Origin of the sequence: Nocardioides eburneiflavus (assembly GCF_004785795.1) — a bacterium.
Lineage (GTDB): Bacteria > Actinomycetota > Actinomycetes > Propionibacteriales > Nocardioidaceae > Nocardioides > Nocardioides eburneiflavus.
Genome location: NZ_SRRO01000001.1, coordinates 1,912,499 through 1,927,363, shown reverse-complemented (window position 1 = coordinate 1,927,363; position 14,865 = coordinate 1,912,499). Strand labels below are relative to the sequence as shown.

General features: G+C 71.8%; 17 protein-coding genes. 9 read left to right on the top strand and 8 right to left on the bottom strand.

Features of this window, described 5'->3' with window-relative positions; genetic code table 11:
* Positions 1–31: 31 nt before the first annotated feature.
* Complete coding sequence (locus EXE59_RS09065) at positions 32–1,117, bottom strand: flavin-containing monooxygenase (RefSeq protein ID WP_246056654.1); 1,086 nt, start codon at positions 1,115–1,117, stop codon at positions 32–34.
* Between the two features lie 64 nt (positions 1,118–1,181).
* On the opposite strand from EXE59_RS09065, the gene EXE59_RS09060 reads away from it, so the two are divergent.
* Positions 1,182–1,961 carry an isocitrate lyase/PEP mutase family protein gene (locus EXE59_RS09060; protein WP_135838609.1) on the top strand — a complete coding sequence of 260 codons (780 nt, stop codon included), beginning with the start codon at positions 1,182–1,184 and terminating at the stop codon, positions 1,959–1,961.
* A gap of 229 nt (positions 1,962–2,190) precedes the next feature.
* Here the strand turns inward: EXE59_RS09060 and EXE59_RS09055 are convergent, their stop codons facing one another.
* From EXE59_RS09055 to EXE59_RS09040, 4 genes are all read right to left on the bottom strand, one after another.
* Complete coding sequence (locus EXE59_RS09055) at positions 2,191–3,240, bottom strand: ABC transporter ATP-binding protein (protein ID WP_135838608.1); 1,050 nt, start codon at positions 3,238–3,240, stop codon at positions 2,191–2,193.
* Positions 3,237–4,025 carry an ABC transporter permease gene (locus EXE59_RS09050; protein ID WP_246056653.1) on the bottom strand — a complete coding sequence of 263 codons (789 nt, stop codon included), beginning with the start codon at positions 4,023–4,025 and terminating at the stop codon, positions 3,237–3,239. Before EXE59_RS09050 ends, EXE59_RS09055 begins: the two co-directional genes overlap by 4 nt.
* A 10-nt stretch (positions 4,026–4,035) precedes the next feature.
* Positions 4,036–4,818, bottom strand: a complete 783-nt coding sequence (locus tag EXE59_RS09045; RefSeq protein ID WP_246056652.1) for an ABC transporter permease — start codon at positions 4,816–4,818, stop codon at positions 4,036–4,038.
* A 95-nt stretch (positions 4,819–4,913) separates the two neighbouring features.
* Positions 4,914–6,038 (bottom strand): ABC transporter substrate-binding protein, encoded by a 1,125-nt coding sequence (locus EXE59_RS09040; protein WP_135838607.1) that lies wholly within the window; start codon positions 6,036–6,038, stop codon positions 4,914–4,916.
* Between the two features lie 240 nt (positions 6,039–6,278).
* On the opposite strand from EXE59_RS09040, the gene EXE59_RS09035 reads away from it, so the two are divergent.
* The 7 genes from EXE59_RS09035 (at position 6,279) to EXE59_RS09005 (ending at position 12,022) form a co-directional block, all read left to right on the top strand.
* Positions 6,279–6,665 carry a PLD nuclease N-terminal domain-containing protein gene (locus tag EXE59_RS09035; RefSeq protein ID WP_135838606.1) on the top strand — a complete coding sequence of 129 codons (387 nt, stop codon included), beginning with the start codon at positions 6,279–6,281 and terminating at the stop codon, positions 6,663–6,665.
* A 104-nt stretch (positions 6,666–6,769) separates the two neighbouring features.
* Positions 6,770–6,997: a hypothetical protein gene (locus EXE59_RS09030; protein WP_135838605.1), complete on the top strand. Its 228-nt coding sequence runs from the start codon at positions 6,770–6,772 to the stop codon at positions 6,995–6,997.
* Positions 6,990–8,756 (top strand): fumarate reductase (quinol) flavoprotein subunit, encoded by a 1,767-nt coding sequence (gene frdA, locus EXE59_RS09025; protein WP_246056651.1) that lies wholly within the window; start codon positions 6,990–6,992, stop codon positions 8,754–8,756. The genes EXE59_RS09030 and frdA overlap by 8 nt, the downstream gene beginning before the upstream one ends.
* Before the next feature lie 3 nt (positions 8,757–8,759).
* The gene (locus tag EXE59_RS09020; protein ID WP_135838604.1) at positions 8,760–9,506 is read left to right on the top strand and encodes a succinate dehydrogenase/fumarate reductase iron-sulfur subunit; all 747 of its coding nucleotides are present in this window, start codon (positions 8,760–8,762) and stop codon (positions 9,504–9,506) included.
* On the top strand, positions 9,503–9,895 hold the full coding sequence (locus EXE59_RS09015) for a fumarate reductase subunit C (RefSeq protein ID WP_135838603.1): 393 nt from the start codon (positions 9,503–9,505) through the stop codon (positions 9,893–9,895). The genes EXE59_RS09020 and EXE59_RS09015 overlap by 4 nt, the downstream gene beginning before the upstream one ends.
* Entirely contained in the window at positions 9,892–10,239 is a 348-nt protein-coding gene (locus EXE59_RS09010; RefSeq protein WP_135838602.1) for a succinate dehydrogenase/fumarate reductase transmembrane subunit, read from the top strand. Before EXE59_RS09015 ends, EXE59_RS09010 begins: the two co-directional genes overlap by 4 nt.
* A gap of 73 nt (positions 10,240–10,312) precedes the next feature.
* Complete coding sequence (locus EXE59_RS09005; RefSeq protein ID WP_135838601.1) at positions 10,313–12,022, top strand: fumarate hydratase; 1,710 nt, start codon at positions 10,313–10,315, stop codon at positions 12,020–12,022.
* A gap of 4 nt (positions 12,023–12,026) precedes the next feature.
* On the opposite strand, the gene EXE59_RS09000 is transcribed toward EXE59_RS09005, so the two are convergent.
* Positions 12,027–12,890 (bottom strand): MerR family transcriptional regulator, encoded by an 864-nt coding sequence (locus EXE59_RS09000; protein ID WP_168218461.1) that lies wholly within the window; start codon positions 12,888–12,890, stop codon positions 12,027–12,029.
* 112 nt (positions 12,891–13,002) lie between these two features.
* On the opposite strand from EXE59_RS09000, the gene EXE59_RS23720 reads away from it, so the two are divergent.
* Positions 13,003–13,221 (top strand): hypothetical protein, encoded by a 219-nt coding sequence (locus EXE59_RS23720; protein ID WP_168218460.1) that lies wholly within the window; start codon positions 13,003–13,005, stop codon positions 13,219–13,221.
* Here EXE59_RS23720 and EXE59_RS08995 read toward each other — a convergent pair whose 3' ends face one another.
* A complete protein-coding gene (locus EXE59_RS08995; protein WP_135838599.1) occupies positions 13,222–13,566 on the bottom strand; it encodes a hypothetical protein in 345 nt (114 codons plus the stop codon).
* Between the two features lie 375 nt (positions 13,567–13,941).
* On the bottom strand, positions 13,942–14,811 hold the full coding sequence (locus EXE59_RS08990; protein ID WP_168218459.1) for a MerR family transcriptional regulator: 870 nt from the start codon (positions 14,809–14,811) through the stop codon (positions 13,942–13,944).
* Between the last annotated feature and the right edge of the window lie 54 nt (positions 14,812–14,865).

Below are 14,865 nucleotides of genomic sequence, written 5' to 3'. Positions count from 1 at the left end.
AAGGTTTGTCCAGCCTTGCTTGGACTCGACGTCAGGCCGCGGCCGCGGCCAGGTGCCGCGACACGGCGAGGGCGGCCTGCCGGCCGGCGCGGGAGGCCCCCAGGGTGCTGGCGGACGGCCCGTAGCCCACGAGCTGCACCCGCGGGTCGCGCACAGCGGTCGTGGCGCCCTGCACGTTGCCCGGCACGGGCACGAGTGCGATCCCGCCCTCCGGCGACCGCAGGCCGAGGGGCGCGAGGTGGTCCACGGCCGGCCGGAAGCCCGTCGCCCACAGGATCACGTCGACCCGCTCGTGGCGGCCGCCGTCGAGGTCGGTCCAGCGCACGCCGTCGGGCTCGATCCGCTCGAACATCGGCAGCCGCTCGTACGCCCCGAGCCGGGCCGCCTCCTGCTCCTGCGGGCGGAGGGCGAGGCCGGTCACGCTGACCACGCTCGCGGGCGGCAGCCCCCGCCGTACGCGCTCCTCGACGGCCGTGACCGCGGCGAGCCCGACCGCGCGGTCGAACTCCTCCTCGCGCCACACCGGGGGCCGGCGGGTCACCCACAGGGTGTCGGTGAGCTGGGCGATCTCGCCGAGGAGCTGCACCGCGGAGGCGCCACCGCCGACCACCAGCACCCGCTTGCCGCGGAAGTGCTCCGCGCCGGGGTAGTGCGCGGTGTGCACCTGCTTCCCCGCGAACGACGCGATCCCGGGGTAGTAGGGCACGAACGGGCGAGTCCACGTGCCGGTCGCGTTGACCAGGGTCCGGGTGCGCCACGTGCGGTCCGCGGAGTGCACCACCAGCAGGTCGCCCTCGCTGTCGACGCGGTCGACCCGCACGGGCCGGACGACCGGGAGGTGGTGCCAGCGCTCGTAGCCGTCGAAGTAGTCGGGCACGACGAGGTTCGCCGCCCGCCGCGACCCGTCGGGGGCGGTGGAGTCGGGGAGGTCGGCGACCCCGTGGACGTCGTCCATGCTCAGCGAGGCCCACCGGTGCTGCCAGGCGCCGCCGGGCCGTGGGTTCGCGTCGAGGACGAGGTGGTCGACGCCGCGGGTGCGGAGGAAGTACGACGCCGCGAGCCCCGCCTGCCCAGCGCCGATCACCAGTGACTCGAGAACCCGGTCGTCGTCCTTCACGTCGGGTGCAACGCAGGCCCTCCCGGACCTATGCCCGGTCGCCCGGGCGTGGCAGCCTCGACGCATGGAACCCTCCTCGCCCTCGGGCCTCCCCGCCCTGGCCACCCGCCTCCTCGAGCTCCACCACACCGGCACCACGCTGGTCCTGCCCAACGTCTGGGACGCCTGGTCGGCACGCGTCGTCGCCGACGCCGGCTTCCCCGCGCTCAGCATCGGCAGCCACCCGCTCGCCGACTCCCGCGGACAGGGCGACAACGAGGACATGACCCTCGACGACGCTCTCGACGGCATCCGTCGCATCTGCGGCGCAGTGCCGGGCGTGCCGGTCACCGCCGACATGGAGTCCGGCTACGGCACGGAGCCCGCCGAGCTGGTCGAGCGACTGCTCGAGGCCGGGGCCGTCGGCCTCAACATCGAGGACACCGTGCACTCCGAGGGTGGCCGGATGAGGTCGGTGGCCGAGCACGCCGACTACATCGGCGGCCTGCGCCGCGCCGCCGACGCGGCCGGGGTCGACCTGGTCATCAACGCGCGCACCGACGCCTTCGTCAAGAAGGACCGGTTCGAGGACCCGACCGCAGAGGCGATCACTCGGATGCAGGCCTGCGAGGAGGCCGGCTCCCGCTGCAGCTATCCCGTCGGCGCACCCGACGCCGCCTCGCTCCAGCGGATCCTCGACGCGCTCGCCGGACCGGTCAACGTCATCGCCCACCCGCGCAAGGGCTCGGCCGCCGGCTCGCTGGAGGACCTCCAGGTCATGGGGGTGCACCGGGTGACCTTCGGCCCGCTCCTGCAGAGGGAGCTGGCCCCCGACCTCGCCGCCCTGGTCGCTCCCTGGCGGTGAGGCGTACGGGGGGTAGTCCAGTGGGCAACGGCTGCCGGCCGGGGTAGTCCAGTGGGCAACGGCTGCTTCACTACCGAGAACCCGACCACTGTCCACTGGACTACCCCGGGAGACCCGCCGCCGGGGTAGTCCAGTGAGGTCCGGCTCGCCTGCGGACACGCCAGCAGCCACTGTTCACTGGACTACCGCACGGCGTCGGGCGGCCCCGGCCGGCGGAGGCGTACGGCATTCAGGCGATGACCAGCACCGGCTCGGGCGCGACCTCGAGGCGTACGGGGTCTCCCGGCTCGAGGCGCAGCGCGTCCGAGCTCGCGAGCTGGGCGACGACGTGGGTGCCGTCGGCGAGCGAGCAGGTGACCCGCGAGAGCGGTCCGAGGAACATCACTGTCGCCACGGTCGCCGGGCCCGCGGCGTCCGCCACGACGGAGACTGCCTCGGGACGGACGAGGGCGTGGCCCGAGCCGGTGGCCGAGCCGGGCAGCACCGGCACCTGCTGGCCGAGCACGACGGTGACGTCTCCCCGGACCTCGGCGGGCAACCGGTTGCTGAGGCCGACGAACTCCCCGACGAAGCGGGACGCCGGGGCGGAGTAGAGCTCGGCCGGCGGCGCGAGCTGTTCAAGGCGACCGGCGTTCATCACCCCGACCCGGTCGGCGACGGCGAGCGCCTCTTCCTGGTCGTGGGTCACGAACAGCGTCGTGGTGCCGACCTCGATCTGGACGCGGCGGATCTCGTCGCGCAGCTGCACGCGCACCTTGGCGTCGAGGGCCGAGAGCGGCTCGTCGAGGAGCAGGACCGACGGCTCGATCGCCAGCGCGCGGGCCAGGGCGACGCGCTGCTGCTGGCCGCCGGACAGCTGGTGGGCGTAGCGGTCGGCGTGCTCACCGAGCCCGACGAGGTCGAGCATGTCGCCGGCGCGCGTACGCCGGGCCGCGCCGTCGCGACCGCGCATCTTGAGCCCGAAGGCGACGTTGTCGATCACGGTCATGTGCGGGAAGAGGCTGTAGGCCTGGAAGACCATCCCCATGTCGCGCTTGCTGGCCGGGACCCGGGTCAGGTCCTTGCCCCCGACCGACACCGTCCCTGACGTGGCGGTGTCGAGGCCGGCCAGGATGCGCAGCGCGGTCGTCTTGCCGCACCCCGACGGCCCGAGCAGGGCGACGAGCTCGCCGGGCTCGATGTGGAGGGTGAGGCCGTCCAGCGCGCGCACCGGTCCGTAGATCCGGGTGAGATCGGACAGCTCGACGGCGAGACCGCGCTCGGTCCTGAGGTCGGTCATGAGGAGGCTCCTTGCTTGTGCCGGTCCCGGCTGAGGAAGGTGAGGCCGACGAGCAGCACGGCCACGAGGATCATCGAGGCTAGGGCGGCCGCCATGGCCGCGGGGCCGTTGCTCTTGTAGAGCGCCGCCATCGCCACCGGGAGGGTGTCGAAGTGGAGCAGCGAGGCGAAGACGAACTCGCCGAGAACCAGCGCCACGGAGATGAAGGCGGCGCCCAGGATGCCGCTGGTGATGTTGGGCATGATGATCCGCACGATCACGGTGAACCACCCCGCTCCCAGCGAGCGGGCCGCCTCCGAGAGCGTCGCCGCATCGATCGCGGAGAGCGCGGCGTCGATGGCGCGGTAGGAGTAGGGCAGCACCAGCACGACGTAGGCGAAGGTCAGCACCAGCGCACTGTCGCCCAGCAGGTAGGTCACCCACGAGTACACGTTGCTGATGCCCACCACGATCACCAGCGCGGGGATGGTGAGGGGCAGGAGGCACAGGAACTCGATGAGTCGCTTGGCCCTGGGGACCCGCAGGCGCACCCAGACCATCGTCGGCACGAGCAGCGCGACCATGAGCACGACGGTGAACAACGCCAGCAGCAACGAGGCGACGATCGAGGACCGGAGGTCCTCGTCGGTGATCATCAGCGCCCAGTTGTCCCACGTGCGGCCGGGGGCGCTCCCCCGCACCTGGATGGAGAAGTCGAACATCGCGAGCAGCGGGACGAAGAAGTAGGCCGCGAACGCCACCATCGCGGCGGCCCGGAACACCTTGAAGCCGGTGGAGTGCCTCACCTCGTCCACCTCATCGCATCCACCGCGACGTCCGCTTCAGCAGCACGTTGTAGCCCACCATCACCAGCGTCACCACCACGATCATCTCCAGCGCGAGCGCGAAGCCGACGTTGGCCTGGCCGAGCAGCACCTCGCTGGTGATGGCCTGGCGGATCATGAGCGGCACGATCGGCTGCCCCTGGCTGACCAGCACGGCTGCAGTGGCGTACGCCGCGAACGCGTTGGCGAACAGCAGCAGCACGGCGCCGAGGAAGGCGGGCCGGAGCAGTGGGATGGCGACGTGGCGCCAGTAGTCCCAGGTGCTCGCGCCGAGGTTGATCGCAGCCTCGCGCCACTGCGGCCGGAGGCCCTCGAAGGCCGGGGCGAAGACGATCACCATTAGGGGGATCTGGAAGTAGGAGTAGACGACGATGAGGCCCGGCAGGCCGAAGAGCCACCCCGTGCCGTAGAGGTTGGCGCCGGTGAGCTCGAGCACCGCGTTGGTGACCACGCCGACGGGTCCGATCGTCGCGATCCAGGCGAAGGCCAGCACGACCCCGCCGAACTGCGCGAGCACTCCGCTGACGGCCAGCGTCGCTCGACGCATGAGGGCCTGTGGGGGCATCGAGACGATGAGGTACGCCAGGAGGGCGCCGAGCACGGCGCCGATCAGTGCCGTCGATGCGGACAGGATCAGCGAGCCCCTGAGCGCGGTGAGCGCGGCCTCGCTGGTGAGCGCCTCGAGGTTGCCCAGCGTCGGGCGGCCGTCCTCGTCCTGGAAGGCGCCGACGACGACCGTCAGCGTCGGGACCACGAGGAAGACCAGGACGAAGAGCAGGAACGGGAGCAGCGGAAGGGACGGGCCGACGGCGAACCGCCGGCCCGTGCCCCCCTTCGCCGTGGTCGTGCTCAGCGGATGGCCTTGGACCAGTTCTCGGCGAGGTACTCGCCGGCGGTCACGGTCTGCTCGTCGGTCGGGATGACCGGCTCGCCGCTGACCTCGGGGAGGGCCCCCCACAGCTCCTCGTCGATCGTTCCGGCCTCCGCCATGGCGTCACCGCGGACCGGGCGGGCGCCGCCCTTGAGCCAGAGGTTCTGGCCCTCGTCGCTGTAGAGGAACTCCTGCCACAGGCGTGCGGCGGCCGGGTGCGGCGCGTCGGCGTTGATCGCCTGGAAGTAGTAGCCCGCGACGACCGCCTCCTCGGGCACGACGGTCTTCCACGTGTCGACGTTGGCGGCCGCGGCAGCACCGAGGTAGTCCCAGTCGATGACGACGGGCGTGGTGCCCTGCTCGATCGTGGTCGAGTCGGGGTCGACGGTGAGGAAGTTGCCGGCGGCCTTGAGGTCGGCGAAGAAGTCGACGCCGGGAGCGATGTCGTCGGCCGAGCCGCCGTTGGCGATCGCCGCCATCATCACGCCGCTGAACGCCGCACCGGCCTGGGTCGGGTCGCCGTTGAGCGCGACCTTGCCCTTGAACTCCGGCCCGAGGAGGTCGGCCACCGACGTCACGTCCGGCACGACGGCGGAGTCGTAGCCGATCGACATGTAGCCGCCGTAGTCGTTGACCCAGGCGCCGTCCGGGTCCTTGAACTCGTCGGGGATGTCGTCCCACGTCTCGACCTGGTAGGGCGCGAACATGTCGGTGTTGGCCAGGGCCACGGACTGGCCCAGGTCGAACACGTCGGGTGCGCGGTCGGTGCCGGCCAGGTCGTTGGCGGCGTTGATCTCGTCCTGCGAGGCGGCGTCGGGCTGGTCGGAGTTGACCTCGATGTCGTACTTCTCCTCGAACGTCGAGATGATCTCGCCGTAGTTGGCCCAGTCCGGGGGCAGCGCGATGACGTTGAGCTCGCCCTCGTCCTGGGCGGCCGCGATGAGCTCCTCCATGCCGCCGAAGTCCTCGCTCGAGGTGGCGGTCGCCGCGTCGACACCGCTCTCGGTGGTGGTGTCGGACTCCTGCTCGGGGGCCGCGCACGCGGCGGCCGACAGGAGGGTCGCCGTCGCGGCGAGGGAGATGAGTGCCTTGCGGGTGTTCACGTGACCTCCAGGAGTGCAGTCCGTCAGCTGGTCCGAGATGCGGCGGGAGCGCCGGGCGGAGCCTCATCGGTCCCGTTGCACCGGAGGCTACTCCCGAATGTCCGGTTTGCATCAGACCGATGAATCCGAGGTGTTCGCGCCAACCGGCCACGGCATCCCTCGCCGGGCGGTACGCTGCCGCCGCGGCGGGTGGTCCCCGACGCCCGGGCCCCGGCCGGGCCGACCTGCGGGGGTCTCGACGTGCGGATCGCTCTCTACCTGGTGCCACTCGTGCTGGCCGTGTTCTGCCTGGTCCAGGCGATCACCAGCCGCGAGGACGAGGTCCGCCACCTCGGCAAGGTGTGGTGGATCCTCCTCATCCTGTTCTTCCCCTTCATCGGCTCGATCGCCTGGCTGGTCGCCGGCCGACCCGTACGGGGTCCGCGGCGCACCGGGCCGCACGAGCGGAGCGCGAGCGCGTTCCCGGAGTACGACCGCCCGGGCCGGTTCGCGGCCTCGGACCCCGCCGCGGACGAGGAGTTCCTGAAGAAGGTGCGTGAGCGTGCCGAGGAGCAGCGCCGCCGGGCCGCGGAGCAGAAGAAGCGCGAGCTCGAGGGCGGGTCGGGCGACCCGGACGATCGGGCGTAGGAAGCGCGGGCACCTCGTTTCCCCCTTCCCATTCCGCGCCGCGAGGAGGAATCTGGAGGGAGGTAGGGGCGCGTCAGCCCGCGCTCCGGTGCAGGAGGTGCGCCGTGACGACCACCGCGAGCAGGTTCGAGGCGAGGACCGCGCCATGCGGCAAGGTCAAGGACGGCGAGGAGCTCCTCACCGAGGACCTCCAGGGGCTGACGACGCGAGACGTCCGATTCGCGTGCGGGTGCCACACCCACCGCGAGGAGTTCCACGACGGCAGCGTCCACAACCAGGTCGTCACCCACCACGGCCGGGTCCTGGTCGACGAGGAGCTACGGGGTGAGTGACGACCTGGTGGTCGCCACTCACGACGTGCTGATGGTGGGCGGGGGTGCCGCCGGCCTGCGCGCCGCCATCGCGATCGCCGAGGCCGAGCCGGCCCTCGACGTGGCCGTGGTCTCCAAGGTCTACCCGATGCGCAGCCACACGGTCTCGGCCGAGGGCGGTGCGGCGGGGGTGATCGCCGGGGACGACACGATCGACGAGCACATCTACGACACGATCTCGGGCAGCGACTGGCTCGGCGACCAGGAGGCGATCGAGGCGTTCGTCCACGAGGCGCCTCGCGAGCTGCTGCAGCTCGAGCACTGGGGCTGCCCCTGGAGCCGTCAACCCGACGGCCGCGTCGCGGTGCGCGCCTTCGGGGGCATGAAGAAGATGCGGACGTGGTTCGCCGCTGACAAGACCGGTTTCCACATGCTGCACGCGCTGTTCCAGACCTCGTTGAAGTACCCCGCCGTCACCCGGTACGACGAGTGGTTCGTGACCCGTCTGCTGGTCGACGACGGTCGGGTCCACGGGCTGGTGGCCGTCGAGCTGCGCACCGGACGCATCCGGGCCATCGCCGCGCGGGCGGTGATCCTTGCGACCGGCGGCTGCGGCAAGGTCTTCCCATTCACCACCAACGCCAACATCAACACCGGCGACGGGATGTCGCTCGCCTACCGGGCGGGCGCTCCGCTCAAGGACATGGAGTTCGTCCAGTACCACCCCACCGGCCTCCCCTTCACCGGCATCCTGATCACCGAGGCGACCCGCGCGGAGGGCGCCTGGCTGCTGAACAAGGACGGCTACCGCTACCTCCAGGACTACGACCTCGGCACGCCGACACCGGAGCCGCAGCTGCGCAGCATGGAGCTCGGCCCGCGCGACCGGTTGTCGCAGGCGTTCGTGCACGAGGAGGAGAAGGGACGCACCATCGAGACGCCGTACGGCTCGGTGGTCCACCTCGACCTCCGCCACCTCGGCGCGAAGCTGATCGACGCAAAGCTGCCGTTCGTCCGCGAGCTGTGCCTGAAGTACGAGCGCATCGACCCGGTGACCGACCTGATCCCCGTGCGCCCGGTGGTCCACTACATGATGGGCGGCGTCCACACCGACATCGACGGGGCGACCCCGCTCGAGGGCCTCTACGCCGCCGGCGAGACGGCGTGCGTCAGCATCAACGGCGCCAACCGGCTCGGCTCCAACTCGCTCCCCGAGTGCCTGGTCTTCGGCGCACGTGCGGGGCGGGCGGCCGCCGCGTACGCCGCGTCCGTCCCGCGCGCCGACGGCCTCGTCGCCCGGGCGATCCGCGGCCAGGCCGCCGACGAGGTGCGGCGCATCGAGCGCGACGTCCGGGGCGAGGCCCCGAGGGACGACGCGATCGCGGCGATCCGCGCGGAGATGCAGGAGGCGATGGAGGAGGCCGCCGGCATCTACCGCACGGGCCCTGGGCTGTCGAAAGGGGTGGACGTGCTCCGCGGCCTCCAGGAGCGGGTCACTCGCGTCGGGGTCCGGGACACCAGCCAGGTCTTCAACACCGAGCTGGTGGCGTCCCTGGAGGCGGCGAACATGCTCGATGTCGCCGAGTGCATCCTGGCTTCCGGGGTGAGGCGCGAGGAGTCGAGGGGGGCGCACCAGCGCACGGACTTCCCCGACCGCGACGACGAGCGGTTCCTCGTCCACCACCTCGTCCACCGCGGCGACGACGGGGCACCGCTGGTCTCGCAGCAACCGGTCACGATCACGCGCTGGCCGCCCGGCGAGCGGGTCTACGGGAGGTGACGCATGTCGCAGAGCATCCGGCTTCGCGTGGCGAGGTACCGGCCGGACAAGGACACCGAGCCGGGGTGGCAGGAGTACGACGTCCCGCTGCGGGAGGAGTGGACGGTGCTCGACGGCCTCAACCACGTCAAGAACGAGGTCGACACCACGCTCTCCTTCCGCTGGTCGTGCCGGATGGGCATCTGCGGCAGCTGCGGCATGAACGTCGGCGGTGAGCCCCGGCTCACGTGTGCGACCTTCCTGTCCGACTACGCGCCCGGCCCGGTGGACGTCGCACCGCTGTCCAACTTCCCCGTCGTGCGGGACCTGGTGGTCGACATCACCGACTTCATGGAGAAGCTGCCGAGGGTGAAGCCGTGGCTCATCCGCGACGAGGAACAGCCCGTGGACGAGGGCGAGTACCTCCAGAGCCCGGAAGAGCTCGACGCCTACAAGCAGTTCAGCATGTGCATCAACTGCATGCTCTGCTACGCGGCGTGCCCGGTCTACGGCCTCGAGCCGGAGTTCATCGGCCCGGCGGCGATCGCGCTCGCCGAACGCTACGACCTCGACTCCCGCGACCACGGCACGCGCCAGCGCCTCGACGTGCTCATCGAGCAGGAGGGGGTCTACGGCTGCACGTTCGTCGGTGAGTGCACCCGCGTGTGCCCCAAGCACGTCGACCCGGCCGCCGCGATCCAGCGCTACAAGCTCAAGGCCGCGCAGGAGTCGGTGAAGATGTTCCTCCTCCCCCGGGCGTTGCGCCGATGAGCACCGAGGACCTCCGCTACCACCCGCGCGTCCCGGTGCTGTGGTGGACGCGCAAGCCCAGCTACTTCGTGTTCGTGATGCGCGAGCTGAGCAGCCTGTTCATCGCGTGGCTGGTGCTCTACCTGCTGCTGTTCGTCCGTGCCGTGGGCCGGGGGGACGCGGCGTACGCCGACTTCCTGGCCTGGGCGACGTCGCCGTGGCTGGTCGTGCTCAACGCGGTGGCCTTCGCCTTCCTCGTCCTGCACACGATCACCTGGTTCTCGCTCACCCCGCAGGCGATGGTGATCGACCTGGGCGGACGACGGGTGCCGCCCGCGGTGATCATCGGGGCACAGTACGCCGCCCTGGCCGTCGTGTCGGTCCTCGTCTACTGGCTGGTGACACGATGAAGCTCCGTGTGGAGCCGTTCCTGTGGCTGGCGTTCAGCGGTGGCGGCGTGATGGCGGCCGTCATCCTGCCCGTCCTGGCGTTCCTCTTCGGGCTGGCGTTCCCGCTCGGGTGGCTCGACCCTCCGGACCACGAGCACCTCGCCGCCGTCGTCGGGCATCCGATCACGTTCCTGGTGCTGTTCGGGGCCAACGTGTTGATGCTGATCCATGCCGCCCACCGGTTCCGCTACACGCTCTACGACGGCCTGCAGGTCAAGCACCGGTTCCTGGTCGGTGCCGTCTGCTACGGCGGTGCTCTGCTCGGCGCCTTCCTGGCGCTGCACATGTTGGGCAGCGCGACGTAGTCCCCCGTGGGCCACCCGGCCGCCGACGGCCTGACGTCGGCAGCGCCCGCCCCGCGGCGTACGCTGAGGACTCGTGACGACCGCTGACTTCCACTACTCCGACCTCCTCCCCACCGCCGGTTCCAACGGCACACCGGAGACGCCCTACCGGCTGATCACCACCGAGGGCGTGTCCACCGTGGAGGTCGGGGGGCGGACCTTCCTGCAGGTCGAGCCCGAGGCGATCCGCCGGCTCACCGAGGAGGCGATGCACGACATCAGCCACTACCTGCGCCCCGGCCACCTCGCCCAGCTGCGCACGATCATCGACGACCCCGAGGCCTCCGGCAACGACCGCTTCGTCGCCCTCGACCTGCTCAAGAACGTCAACATCTCCGCCGGTGGCGTGCTGCCGATGTGCCAGGACACCGGCACCGCGATCGTCATGGGCAAGAAGTCCGAGGGCGTGCTGACCGGCGCCGACGACGGCGAGGCGATCAGCAGGGGCGTGTACGACGCCTACACCCGGCTCAACCTGCGCTACTCCCAGCTCGCGCCGCTCACGACCTTCGAGGAGAAGAACACCGGCACCAACCTGCCGGCCCAGATCGAGCTCTACTCCACGCCCGCCAAGGACGTCCCGGAGTACAAGTTCCTCTTCATGGCCAAGGGCGGCGGCTCGGCCAACAAGTCGTTCCTCTTCCAGGAGACCAAGGCCGTCCTCAACCCGACGCGGCTGATGGAGTTCCTCGACGAGAAGATCCGCTCCCTCGGCACCGCCGCGTGCCCGCCGTACCACCTGGCCGTCGTCATCGGCGGCACGAGCGCCGAGTTCGCGCTCAAGACCGCGAAGTACGCCTCCGCCCACTACCTCGACGACCTCCCGACCGAGGGCTCGATGGCCGCCCACGGCATCCGCGACGTCGAGCTGGAGGGGAAGGTCTTCGAGCTCACCCAGTCCTTCGGGATCGGCGCCCAGTTCGGCGGCAAGTACTTCTGCCACGACGTCCGGGTCGTACGCCTCCCCCGCCACGGCGCCTCGTGCCCCGTCGCGATCGCGGTCTCCTGCTCGGCCGACCGCCAGGCGCTCGGCAAGATCACGCCCGAGGGCGTCTTCCTCGAGCAGCTGGAGACCGACCCGGCGCATTACATGCCGGACGCCGGCATGGCCCACGACATCGAGGGCGGCGCCGTCGTCGAGATCGACCTCAACCAGCCGATGGCCGACATCCTCGCCGAGCTGTCGAGGCACCCGGTCAAGACGCGGCTCTCGCTCACCGGCCCGCTCGTGGTGGCGCGCGACATCGCGCACGCCAAGATCAAGGAGCGCCTCGACGCCGGCGAGGAGATGCCCGCCTACCTCAAGGACCACCCGGTCTACTACGCCGGCCCGGCCAAGACCCCCGAGGGCATGCCGTCGGGCTCGTTCGGGCCGACCACAGCGGGTCGGATGGACTCCTACGTCGAGCAGTTCCAGGCCGCCGGCGGCTCGATGGTGATGCTCGCCAAGGGCAACCGCTCCAAGCAGGTCACCGAGGCGTGCGGCACCCACGGCGGGTTCTACCTCGGCTCCATCGGCGGTCCCGCCGCCCGCCTCGCGCAGGACTGCATCAGGTCCGTCGAGGTGATCGAGTACGAGGAGCTCGGCATGGAGGCGGTCTGGAAGATCGAGGTCGAGGACTTCCCGGCCTTCATCGTCGTCGACGACAAGGGCAACGACTTCTTCACCGACCCGTCGGGCGCGGTGACCGTGCCGCTCAGCTCGATCACGGGGGCGGGCATCCGGGTGCGCTCGGCGCAGTAGCCCGTCAGCCGCCGGAGGTGAGCCGGTCGGCGAGGCCGGCTGCTGCCTCGCCGATGCGGTGGCCGAGCTGCTCGGCACCCTCCACCCGCCCCTGCTGGGCGCCCCCGAGCAGGACGGCGGTCCGCGGCGAGATGGCCTGGACCGCCTCGCGGACCGCGGGCAGGTCCTCGACCGTCGGCACGGCGAGCACGACCGCGGCCGGTTCGAGGGCGCGTACGGTGTCGACCCACGACTCCACGGGCAGGTCGGCGCCGAGGTAGGTCACGCGTACACCGCGGCTGCGCAGCACCATGGCGAAGGCCATCACGCCGAGCTCGTGCCGTGACCCGCGGGCGAGGCCGACCATCACCTGGGGCGCCGTGTCGTCCGGGTGCGGGAGCTGGTGGAAGACCTGGGAGAGCCGCCGCAGGACGGCAGCGCTGACGAAGTGCTCGCCGGCGACACTGACGGTGCCGCGCTGCCAGGCCTCACCGAGCCGGACCAGCGACGGCATCAGCCACTCGTCGACCGCGACGGCGAGGTCGGCCTCGGCGAAGGCCTTGTCGAGCATGCTCTCGAGCCGCACCACGTCGAAGTCCTCGCCGCAGGCCGCGAGCTCGTCGTGGCGCGAGAGCGGCGAGTCGGCGCCGGGCAGGACGCTCACGCCCCCGGCCGGCTCGTCGAGCACCCGCCGGGCGGCCTCCCGCGGCGACCAGCCCGAGTCGACCAGGTCGCGCATGACCGACAGGCGGCGGACGGCCTCGTCGTCGTAGAGCCGGTAGTTGCCCCGGGTGCGCGCGGGCGCGACCACGGAGTAGCGCTGCTCCCACTTGCGGAGGGTCTCGCGCGGCACTCCGGTGAGCTCTGCCGTGCGTCCGACGGTGTACACGCCCCCAAGGGTACCCATCTTTGGACAAACAATGGACATGTCCCTAGTGTTTGTTGTCCACGAACAGTGGACAAACTGTGGACAAGCCGCAGTGCACGACCCGGGAGACGCGATGACGACGACAGCCGAGACGATGTTCACCCATGCCGACGAGCGCACCGACCGTCGCCTCCGCACCGCCGGGATCGTGGCCATCGCGGCCTCCGCCCTCGGGTCGGTCCTGCTCGCGTCGCCGGCCGTGTCGGAGACATCGTCGACCGACCACCACTGCCGGATCCAGATCGTCGGCGACCAGTGGTACGGCAGCGGCTGCGACCCCGTCGACCGCTGATCAGCTGCTCGGCACGGCCACCAGGTCGGGCAGGCTCGCCAGCACGTCGGGCCAGTGCGCCACCAGGGTGGCGAGGTGGCTGGTCGCGGGACGGATCGTGACCTCGAGGTCGGCGAAGCCGGCCAGCAGCCGGGAGGCGCCGTCGGCCGGCGACCGGTCGTCGTCCTCGCCGAACCACGCCCGGACCGGACAGGCGACCTCGGCCGGACCGTGCTGCCACTCCCGGTGCAGCAGCGCCGCGTCGCGCAGGTAGCCGTCCGGACAGGTGAGCGCCTCCCGGACCGAGGCCGCCACCGCCGGCGCGCCGCGCGCCGTGACCAGCGCGGCGTCGCGCTCCGGGAGCATCGCCAGCCACCGGCGCGCGAGCCTCTCGTCGTCGGGATCGAGCGGGTCGACGCGCGCCCGCCACGCGAGGAACTCCGCCGAGAGCTCGGCGGCCAGGAGGTCGATGGGCTCGGTGCGACGGCCCGGCGGCCACCCCGGTCAGGTCGTCGGCGACGCTGCCGTGCGAGCTCGGGTGCACGGTGGAGTCGCCGTAGCCGGGACGGTTGATGCACAGCAGGCGTACGCCGGCCCCGCGCGCGGCGTCGTCGCCGGTCATCGCGACGTGCCGGGTGTCCGGGCAGCCGTGCAGGACGGCGACCAGCGCTCCGTCGGGGTCCCCGCCCAGCCACCCGTGGAGGGTCCGGCCGTCACCCGCCTGCCAGCGCACCGCAGCGCTCAGCTGACGGCGCCGAGCCGCGTCGCAAGGGTGGCGGCGGCCGCGCCGGCGAGGTGGCCGAGGTGCCGGGGGCCGTCGACCTCGGCCTGGTGGGCCCCGCCCAGCATGACGGGGGCGTGCGGGGCGAGCGCCTCGGCGACCTCCCGCACGGCCGGCACGTCCTCGAGCGTCGGGACGGCGAGCACCACGGCCTGCGGCCCGACGAGCCGGACCACATCGACCCAGGCCTCGAGGGGCAGGTCGCCGCCGAGGTAGGTCACGGCCACGCCGCGCGAGCGCAGCACGGTGGCGAAGGCGAGGACACCGAGCTCGTGGCGAGCGCCGCGGGCGAGGCCCACCACGACGCGCGGCCCGCCGTTGGGCGCGGGCTGCATGGCCTGGAACGCCTCGGCCAGCCTGCGGTGCACGGCCGCGGTGACGAAGTGCTCCCCCGCCACCGACACCCGGCCGCGCTGCCAGGCGCGCCCGAGGTGCACCATCGAGGGGAGCAGCCAGTCGTCGACCACCGAGACCACGTCGATGTCGGCGAAGCCGTCGGCGAGGAGCCGCTCCAGGCGGGGCACGTCGAAGTCCTGGGCACAGCCCACGATCGTCTCGAAGCGGTCCTCGAAGGCCGGCTCCGCCGGGCGCGCGAGCGTGGCCTCTGCGGCGGCCACGTCCGCCACCACGTGCCGCGCGGCCTCGTGGGCCGACCACCCAGCGTCGACCAGGCTGCGCATCACGCTCAGCCGGCGTACGGCCTCGTCGTCGTAGAGGCGGTAGTTGCCCGCCGAGCGCTGCGGGACGACGACGCCGTAGCGCTGCTCCCACTTGCGCAGGGTGCCGCTGGGCACGCCGGTGAGCTCGGCGGTCCGTCCTACGGTGTACACCTGATCACGGTAGACGCCGAAACGGCGCGGGGGGAGCCCTTCGACGCCGGACGT

Excerpts from the sequence above, each read along its gene's own strand:
- EXE59_RS09060 (WP_135838609.1), top strand. The coding sequence starts at position 1,182 with ATGGAACCCTCCTCGCCCTCGGGCCTCCCCGCCCTGGCCACCCGCCTC.
- EXE59_RS09055 (WP_135838608.1), bottom strand. The coding sequence starts at position 3,240 with ATGACCGACCTCAGGACCGAGCGCGGTCTCGCCGTCGAGCTGTCCGAT.
- EXE59_RS09020 (WP_135838604.1), top strand. The coding sequence starts at position 8,760 with ATGTCGCAGAGCATCCGGCTTCGCGTGGCGAGGTACCGGCCGGACAAG.
- EXE59_RS09015 (WP_135838603.1), top strand. The coding sequence starts at position 9,503 with ATGAGCACCGAGGACCTCCGCTACCACCCGCGCGTCCCGGTGCTGTGG.
- EXE59_RS09010 (WP_135838602.1), top strand. The coding sequence starts at position 9,892 with ATGAAGCTCCGTGTGGAGCCGTTCCTGTGGCTGGCGTTCAGCGGTGGC.
- EXE59_RS23720 (WP_168218460.1), top strand. The coding sequence starts at position 13,003 with ATGACGACGACAGCCGAGACGATGTTCACCCATGCCGACGAGCGCACC.
- EXE59_RS08995 (WP_135838599.1), bottom strand. The coding sequence starts at position 13,566 with ATGCTCCCGGAGCGCGACGCCGCGCTGGTCACGGCGCGCGGCGCGCCG.